7 protein-coding genes and 1 riboswitch are annotated in these 9169 nt (G+C 44.6%); of the genes, 5 read left to right on the top strand and 2 right to left on the bottom strand.

Annotated elements, in window-relative coordinates; all coding sequences use genetic code 11:
- The first annotated feature begins 263 nt into the window (after positions 1–263).
- Positions 264–356, top strand: a riboswitch (adenosylcobalamin-variant (AdoCbl-variant) riboswitch).
- A gap of 1 nt (position 357) precedes the next feature.
- From cobG to V7L20_RS32250, 5 genes are all read left to right on the top strand, one after another.
- Positions 358–2007, top strand: a complete 1650-nt coding sequence (gene cobG, locus V7L20_RS32270; RefSeq protein WP_334747990.1) for a precorrin-3B synthase — start codon at positions 358–360, stop codon at positions 2005–2007.
- Between the two features lie 125 nt (positions 2008–2132).
- A complete protein-coding gene (locus tag V7L20_RS32265) occupies positions 2133–2759 on the top strand; it encodes a precorrin-8X methylmutase (RefSeq protein ID WP_334747989.1) in 627 nt (208 codons plus the stop codon).
- On the top strand, positions 2756–3466 hold the full coding sequence (locus V7L20_RS32260; RefSeq protein ID WP_334747988.1) for a precorrin-2 C(20)-methyltransferase: 711 nt from the start codon (positions 2756–2758) through the stop codon (positions 3464–3466). The genes V7L20_RS32265 and V7L20_RS32260 overlap by 4 nt, the downstream gene beginning before the upstream one ends.
- A 186-nt stretch (positions 3467–3652) precedes the next feature.
- On the top strand, positions 3653–3817 hold the full coding sequence (locus tag V7L20_RS32255; protein WP_334747987.1) for a hypothetical protein: 165 nt from the start codon (positions 3653–3655) through the stop codon (positions 3815–3817).
- A gap of 1284 nt (positions 3818–5101) precedes the next feature.
- Entirely contained in the window at positions 5102–6565 is a 1464-nt protein-coding gene (locus V7L20_RS32250) for a calcium-binding protein (protein ID WP_334747986.1), read from the top strand.
- 127 nt (positions 6566–6692) lie between these two features.
- Here the strand turns inward: V7L20_RS32250 and V7L20_RS32245 are convergent, their stop codons facing one another.
- Together V7L20_RS32245 and V7L20_RS32240 are read right to left on the bottom strand one after the other, a co-directional pair.
- Positions 6693–7379 (bottom strand): PHP domain-containing protein, encoded by a 687-nt coding sequence (locus V7L20_RS32245; protein ID WP_334747985.1) that lies wholly within the window; start codon positions 7377–7379, stop codon positions 6693–6695.
- A gap of 441 nt (positions 7380–7820) precedes the next feature.
- A complete protein-coding gene (locus V7L20_RS32240) occupies positions 7821–8957 on the bottom strand; it encodes an AIR synthase related protein (protein WP_334747984.1) in 1137 nt (378 codons plus the stop codon).
- Positions 8958–9169 lie beyond the last annotated feature (212 nt).

Genomic DNA, 9169 nt, shown 5'->3' with positions numbered 1-9169 from the left:
GGTTCTTCCATAAAAAACTCAAACTACACGCTGTACTTCATCAAGGGCAGTGTAAATTACCCGTTTAGCTTACCCATTTCACTCTCTGGGGATTCGTTCAAGTCTGTCCCTCTCTGACTCGGAAAGAGACGGTTTTGCCTAGTAAAACCAGGAAGAGTTTTATTATAGCTAATTAGGCGGTTACTACATGAGCGTCTTTGGGCGTGAATAGGTTGATTCCAAATATGAAACATTAAATTTTCTGACTACGTTCTCGTGCTAAATTACTAAAGCTTGAAGTTGGGAAACTCCGGTGAAATTCCGGGACTGTGCCGCAGCTGTGATGGGATCGCCCAAGTCAGAATGCCAACTCTCAAGATGTCCTCAAGACACACTCACCATCTACTCCCTGCGTTGCACGGGGAAGGAGTTCCAAGTTTGCTTTCTGGATTTGCCACTTGTCCCGGCTTGTTTTATGCTACACCCGCCGCCGATGGTATATTATCTCGGATTAGAATACCAGGTGGAATTATTAGCAGTCGGCAGTGCCGCGCGATCGCAGATATAGCAGAACAGCACGGTGGCGGCTATGTAGATGTAACTAATCGAGCGAATCTACAAGTCCGCGAAATCCGCACGGGGATCAATGCTGAGGTTCTAAAGTACCTACAGGATATGGGACTGGGTTCTGGCAATCCTGTTGTAGACCACATCCGTAATATTATGACCAGCCCGACTGCTGGGATTGATCTGCTAGAATTAATCGACACTCGCCCTTTTGTCCAAGGTTGGGATGATTATATTGCTGCACATCCGGCGCTTGCGGGACTGTCGGCAAAATTTAGCGTTTGCTTTGATGGTGGTGGGATAATTCGGGTGTGCGATCGCTTGAATGATATCTTATTTGTCGCTGTCTTAGTTGACGGTAATGTTTACTTCCGCCTCTGTCTCACTGTAGGCGCAAAAGGTCAACCGCCCAGCGATATAGGAATTTTGTTACCACCAGAGAAATATTTGCCCGTCTTGGCAGCTTTGGCAGAGGTCTATCTAGCTCATAGTAATCCTACAAGTAAGCGTCGGCTACGTCTCTTAGAGTTATTAAATACTTTGGGTTGTGAAAATTATCTACAGCAAGTTCAGCAGCGTCTACCTTTTTCTCTTTTGTACAGTGACTTAACTCCCCAACCCCCTTCTCTATTAGGGAAAGGGGAGGAATTCTCTACTCTTTTGCAAGCAGATGCTAAGTATCAGCATATTGGTATTCACCCGCAACGTCAGCAAGGCTTATTTTACATTGGTGTCGTCTTACCCCTTGGGCGATTAGAGAGTAGCCAGATGCGGGGTTTAGCAGATTTAGCAACGAAATACGGTAGCGCCACTCTTCGGTTAACCCCCTGGCAAAATTTGCTGATAACAGATATTCCTCAGAAATGGGTTGCTGATGTCCTGCGAGAAATTGTTTTCTTAGGATTGGATTTCTCTGCAACTAACATCAAGAGTGCATTAGTTGCCTGTTCTGGAAAAAAGGGTTGCACTGCTTCTGCCACGGACACCAAAGATCATGCATTAGCATTGGCAAAGTATCTTGATCGCGTTACTCTGGATTGTCCAGTTAATATCCACTTTAGCGGCTGTGAAAAATCCTGCGCCCAGCATAGTAAGAGTGATATTACTCTGCTTGGTGTCAACATTGAGGCTGACAATGGAACTGTGGAAGGCTATCACGTTTATGTTGGTGACAGCAACCAGAAATTCGGACGTGAACTATATCAAAATGTAACTTTTGCCGAACTACCTGCATTAATAGAGCGGATGCTATATGTATATAAAATTCACCGCCTAAATTCTGATGAGTCCTTCGGCGAATTTGCTAATCGATATGCAGAACAATCGAACCACAGAGGCACAGAGAAGCCAGTGCGCCCTTGCGGTTTCCCGACTTGTTCGCTCTTAGCGTTTCCGTTCGCGCAGCGTCTCCGTCAGGAGAAGGGTAGCAACTGGCGCGACACGGAGAAACTAAGAGTTTGAGAGGTATTTTGCGTAAATCCTGAATTTAATAAATACTTATAAATCGGTTTCTCTTTCTCTGTGTTCTCTGCGCCTCTGCGGTTAATTAACAAATCAATCCAAAATCTTCTAAAATCCCAAATCGAATGCCCGACTACATCCGAGATGCTAACGAAATTTACCGCAATTCTTTTGCAATCATCCGGTCAGAAGCGAACTTAGATGTGCTGCCAGCAGATGTAGCAAAAGTTGCTGTACGTCTAATTCATGCCTGTGGAATGACGGATATTGTCACTGACTTGGGATATTCACCAACAGCAGTACAATCCGCAAGGGCAGCCCTAGCAGCAGGAGCGCCAATTCTGTGCGATTGCCGGATGGTTGCTGATGGCGTTACCAGGCGACGGTTGTCTGCAAATAATCAAGTTATCTGTACCCTCAATGAGCCGGAAGTGCCAGAAATTGCCCAACGCCTCGGTAATACAAGGTCGGCGGCAGCTTTAGAATTATGGCGATCGCACCTCGAAGGATCGGTGATCGCAATTGGCAATGCGCCCACAGCACTATTCCGGCTATTAGAAATGCTGGATGAAGGACTGCCAAAACCTGCTATTATTTTAGGCTTTCCAGTAGGTTTTGTCGGTGCAGCCGAGTCAAAAGCCGCATTGGCAGCAGACAGCAGAAATGTACCATTTTTGACCTTACACGGTCGGCGCGGTGGAAGTGCGATCGCAGCCGCAGCAATTAACGCCCTGGCAACGGAGGAAGAATGAATACGAAAATTAAAGGTCGTCTTTATGGAATTGGTGTTGGCCCAGGCGATCCCGAACTATTGACCCTCAAAGCGCTGCGGTTATTATGTGCGGCTCCCGTGGTAGCCTATCAATCAGCTATAGATAAAGAAAGTATTGCCAGAGCGATCGTAGCGCAGTATCTACCTGGCAATCAAATCGAGCTGTTATTTCACCTCCCCCGCGCTTTGGAACCAGAAAAGGCCAAGTCTATTTATGATAAAGAAATTGAACCAATCGCCGACCATTTAGCAGCCGGTCGAGATGTCGTAGTCTTGTGCGAGGGCGATCCATTTTTCTACGGTTCGTTTATGTACCTGTTCACGCGGTTATGTGACCAGTACGAAACAGAAGTTGTCCCTGGAGTTTCCTCGCTGATGGCTTGTCCGGTAGCCTTGGGTGTACCTTTCACCTACTACACCGATATTCTCACCGTCCTACCCGCGCCATTGCCAGCAGAAGAACTAACTACACATCTGCTGATGACCGATGCAGCCGCAATTATGAAGCTAGGTCGTCACTTTACCAAAGTACGAGATATCCTGCATAAATTGGGGTTAGTATCACGGGCAAGATATATTGAGCGGGCATCAACATTACAGCAACGCATCATACCCCTGGATGAAGTTGATCCAGATAAAGTACCCTATTTCTCGATGATTGTAATTCCAACAAAAAATCGACTATAAACCAATACCCTTGGGTTAAGAAATTTATCTGTTGAGGCAGGCTGTTCTTGAGCAGGGGATGCAGGGGAAGCAGGGGAGAGAAAAAAGCTTATCTGAACCGTATTGCGTTATGGACACGCCGAAATAATAAATGCTTCGGCGTAGCCAGCACTTCTCTACGAGACGCTGCGCGAACGACAAAGCTCAGTGACCACCGTAGGCATCGCCGAATCAACAAATGCGTTCGCCGAAATAACAAATGCGTTCGCCAAATCAACAAATGCGTTCGCCAAATCAACAAATGCGTTCGCCAAATCAACAAATGCGTTCGCCAAATCAACAAATGCGTTCGCCATGATTGCAAGAATTTAGCTTTGTCACGCCAGCGTAACGCACCCTTCGGGTGACGCTCCTGCGTCGCTAACGCTGCGCTAACAGCAGTCGCCTGCGGAGGGAAACCCTCCCGCAGCGCTGCTTCACTGCAAATCTTTGGTAGATGAAGTTTTTCCGACTTGTGTGTACACCGTAGCCTTTATAAGGGGAGGGTTAGGGTGGGGTAAAACCGTGGTTAATCAGCTATTTCAGACTTGTGTGTACACGGTAGCTCGAACAGCAAGGAGGGGAGACAAAGCGTAGCTATGGGAGGGTGGGTTCTTTGGTTTTAATAAACAATCAAGTGGATAAACCGCGTCTATCTTGAAACCTGTAGTTCTTCGGTGATCAAAAGGATTTGCCCTCATCCCCCAACCTATCCCCTAGATTTGGGATTCGGGGAGCCAGAATTTCAAAGTCCCTCTCCCAGATATGGGAGAGGGATTTAGGGTGAGGGCAAAAACTACGGTTCTCAACTTAGATGAGGTTTATAATATAAAACCTAAGACTTACGCATTGACAAGAAATACCAAATATGAATTAAGGTTAAAAACCATATCTTTCGTAAGGGCACAGCATTGCTGTGCCCCTACAGCATAGTCTATTTATGATCGCGGGATAATTGAGAAAAACCTGAAAACTTCCTCAATATCGTTAATACACATTACGATGCATTTGTACAGTGCATAAGTTCTAAACCTTATTTATCCGTGCTTTCCAAACAAGGATTTTTTAGCTTTGCTGATCAAGCGAGGCTTTGAAAAAGATTTAAAATCAGCAGGTTATTTTTCTCTATTCAAAGATATTAAAAAAAGCTATTTCTATAAGCCAAATTTATCCGGTCAATCATTATATAAATTATTTTCCAGATATAAAAGTAGATGGTCTAATGATATTTTTCTAAAAAAGAATGGTAATATCTGGCATAGCGTACTACAACGCTAAAGGACTTCCAAATAAAAAATACTCAACTACTTCTTGTGCGGGCTGATTTTTCACGTAATGTGGAAAATCCCACAAAAAACCTAAACCCCTAACCCCCTTTCTGACGCGGGAAGGGGGAAAATTCAAAGTCTCTCTCCTAAAAGGAGAGAGATTTAGAGAGAGGTTTTCGATATACCGTGAAAAGTCAGTTTGTGGGGTAAGCATTCTCACCCGCCAGCCTTTTGCTGCGGGTAAAATGCCCACGCTATAAGATTGGATAATTTATTTTTTGGAAATCCTTAATGACATCTTAACTGAAGATAAATTCACACCCAACGTTTAATCAGGAGAGAAAGTTTTATGGCTGATACCATACTATTTCAAGGTAATAGGTACATTCCGGATAATACTACTAGTTCCGAAGGCTATGGGGCGCAAACTGCCACCAATTTTGAAGTGCTGTATAGCAGTGGCGTTCTGAACTATAGTGCTATAGGTGTCAATTTCACCTATGATTCAAACGGATTTTTTAATTCTGGAACCATTATTTCTGATTTTTACTTCGGAAGTAACGGCCAACTCACAGTCCAGGAGACAAATCTGAATATTGACGTTGCGACAAGAGAGAACCTTTTAACTACTGGTATGTCAGGATACGACTTTAATCAGTATGTTTATCGAGGTAATGACAGTTTCCTCGGATCTGCGGGCGATGATTTGTTTGAAGGCTCCAAAGGCAACGACACCTTCAATGGTGGGGCGGGTATTGATGTCTTAAGCTTCCAAAAATTTAGTGAGGGAGTAATTGTTAATCTCTCAACAGGGCAGGCAATTACTTCTTTTGGCACATCGGTTATTTCCAACGTCGAAGACATCGAGGGGTCAGCATTCAGCGATATACTGACTGGGAACTCTGGAAATAACCAGATCCAGGGGTTTGGCGGCGCTGATAGAATTAATGGCGGTGCAGGATTTGATACTGCTGTCTATTTCGACGCTACTTCAGGAGTCGGTGTTAATTTGTCCACCGGAGTTGTTATTGGTGGTAGCGGTAATGATACTTTAGTTTCCATTGAGCGGGTGTTGGGATCTCGTTTTAGTGACGTGCTGATTGGTTCTAATGCCAATGAATCTTTCTTAGGGGGATTTGGTGACGATTCTATTGATGGTGGGGGTGGCATTGATACTGTTGAATACGGTTTTGTCGGTTCCAGGGTTGTGGTAGACCTTGCTAATGGAGTCGCTATTGGTGGTGCAGGAACCGATTTGATTTTGAACGTTGAAAACGTAAAAGGCTCGATTTTCGATGACATCCTCACCGGTAGCTCTGGAGCGAATGTTATTAATGGCGACAATGGAGATGATATTTTGAGTGGTGGTGCTGGTGCTGATACTCTAACTGGCGGCCAAGGCGCAGATGCATTTGCCTTCCAGTTTGGACAATCAACAGTATCAGCAACCGATCGCATTACTGACTTCACCATTGGCACAGATGCAATTGGTTTACTCAGTTCAGACGGATCAACCGTGATTACACCTAGCACTTTTACCCGTGCTGCCGATAAGACTGCCACCACTTTAGTAAATTTAGTCAATCAGGTATTTACCGACGCGAATGGAGCTGTAGCCGGAAATCAAGCTTTAGGGGTGAATGGTGCAGCCTTAGTCAGAGTCACAAGTGGAGCGATCGCCGGAACTTATTTAGCAATCAATAATAGCACTGCTGGTTTTCAAGCGAATAGTGATTTGTTAGTCAATTTAACAGGATTAACGGGTACTTTACCCGCGTTGGGAAATATTGCAATCAGCAGTTTCTTTGCTTAGTTAGGATCATGATTTTCAAACTAAGCTGCCGAATGTACGTTGATATCAGGCTTGATTAGCGAAAATCCCAAATAGAATAACCTCCTGGCAGATTTAACCAGGAGAGTTCAAAAAAATTGATTCATCTTTACAAACGTTGTAGCAGGCTCAAACCGTGGGTATCAGTACCACAAGTATTGAAAAGAAAGTATTCATCAGCCAACTTTTGTACTTGTTCTGATTCCACTACGCTGGGTTTCCAGGGGTTAGGATTATTGTAGGCGTAGAAAGTTTCCACGCCATCAATGCCGTTTTGGGAAGCAGCTGGAATTAAGTCAAAAAGCGATCGCTTGTAACGAGCCGGATGAGCCAGAACTGCCAATCCCCCAGCTTCATGAATAGCAGCAATCACGTTACTTGCTTGATATTCTTGGCCTGTAGTCGTCCTTCTTTGGAGATAAGGCTTCATACTAGGGTGTTCTGGTATAAAAGCGTAAGCCAAAATATGAACTTCTATATCCAAAAGGCTGGCATTAATTTCCACACCACTCCACAGGTAGGGAGTGCTTGCACCAGGATGATTCCACTTCCAGTCTTCTAACCAAGCAAATGATGCTTGATAGCCCATAATACCATGATGATCGGTGATGGCTAACCCCTTTAGTCCAATAGCGATCGCCTGCTCCATCAATGCACTAGGCTGCAACCTACCATCCGAGTAGACAGTGTGCATGTGAAAGTTGAATAACCTTGGACAACTTTGTGCATCAATGTTCTGGAATACTTGCTTCAAAAGTTCTGTGGAAGCAGTAGTTCGGGCCAAATTTACAGCCATAACCCCCTCTGAACAAAAATATATCTTTTTAACACACTAAAACGGCACATCTAGAGATGAGAAAGACTCAGCACTAAATAATTAGTGTTGGCTGCTACTTTCTCAGCTTTCTCAGCAAATTTTTCAATATGTTAAGACTACGTTAGCAAATCTTAACCTCAGTAGTCATGCGTAATTTGCACTACTTTTAAGTTAAGTAGTAAAAAATATTGCATATAACTTTATATAAATACACTTATAGAAGTTGTGTGAAATGATTGATATTTCAAGACTTAAAAGAGTAATTTTATTTAATAAACCTGCGAGCCAACTATATATCTCGTATAAAAAATATCATTTTTTCCAGTAATTACACTATTGTAGATAACTAGTAATGACTTAAGCGAGCGCATAAGTCAGTCTACAATAGGTTCAAGAAAACTAGCGATCGCGCTTGAACAACTATACCCCTCGCGCAATTCCAAAAGAATCTCCCTTCAAGGTGATACCAAGTGGTTCTACCACTACCTCGCGGGTAAGAGACGCTTCAACCCTGCCGGCAATCACAGATGTAAGCTTATGTTCTCTTGCAAGGATGACAATCCTCTCTGCATCTTGCTTTGACTCAGTATAGAATGCAAATCCTGCACCGTAATTGAATACAGAAAGCATCGTCGCCGCCCCGCCTTCAAGATGACTCTCAACAAAGGTAAATATCTCCGGCACTGGAAGCATTGTTTCGATGACATACCGAAGCGGCTTCACCGACCGCATCAGCTTTTGCCATCCATGACCAGTGATGTTCTCCATTGCGGTGGGACGAATCCCATCGTCAAGCACCGCCTGCACAAGCGGCGTGTAAAGATACGAAGCTGCATTTATCGCTTCCCAAAACTCCTGCCCACTTGGCAGTTTTGTTCTGTAGCCATCAGGGAGCGACTGGGCAAGCTTTCGCAGTGGGGTAAAGCCGTTCTCATGGGGCCCCGAACTTTCAACAAGAACAATGGTATTTCCGACATCCAGACGCGAGCTATCAATGGGAGCAACACCAGCCGGCATGACCCCAAAAACCGAGCCTGCGATATCGAGCCGACCTGGAATCATCTTAGTTTTTAATTGAGGAGTTTCTCCTGAGAGGTACACACACCCTACTCGTTTGCACCCCTCAACTACTCCATCCAGAAACCCATCAAGGAACGCAGGTGTGAAGATCGTTTCAGGAGTACTCGACGGCAGATATAAACCGAGAAGTATAGTCTGCATACCTGATGTTGCGGCATCGTTCGTAAGACACGAGATGATTTTGATACCGATATTCCACCAAAATCGTTGAAGCTCTTCTTCAGAAAGGTCGTCAGGTCGGGTATCGTCTGCTGTGCCCAGTCCTTCGGGGACAAGTGTCATCGAAAGTTCTCTAGACCCCGCCTCTATAAACGGAGCGAGATTGAAGCTGAAAGCGTTAGCACTTGCTCCAAGACCCGATGCGGGCACGATGCCATAGGCGCTTGCAAAGCCAAGCGTGCGTTTTGCGGCATCGATGAAGCGTTGTTTTGCGGCATCGAGAGTATCATAATCGACTTGATCGAGAGCTTGAGGCATTAGGTTGCGTTAAAAGTGAGGAGTAGAGACGCGATTAATCACGTCTGTGCAGGAGTTAAAAGTTAGCAAAACTCATAACTCCTAATTTTAACAGTATCGCAAAAGTCCCCACCCTCAATGTACTTATCAGGTGGGGTGCAAAAACGCTGATTATTCAGATGTGACGCTCGAATACTCGCTCATAGCATTGCTATGCCGAAGGCGTTGTTTCT

The sequence above is a fragment of the Nostoc sp. genome (assembly GCF_036916735.1).
In the GTDB taxonomy this organism is placed as follows: Bacteria; Cyanobacteriota; Cyanobacteriia; order Cyanobacteriales; family Nostocaceae; genus Nostoc.
The sequence above is the reverse complement of the archived record's forward strand: the minus strand, read 5'-3'. Positions and strand labels throughout refer to the sequence as shown.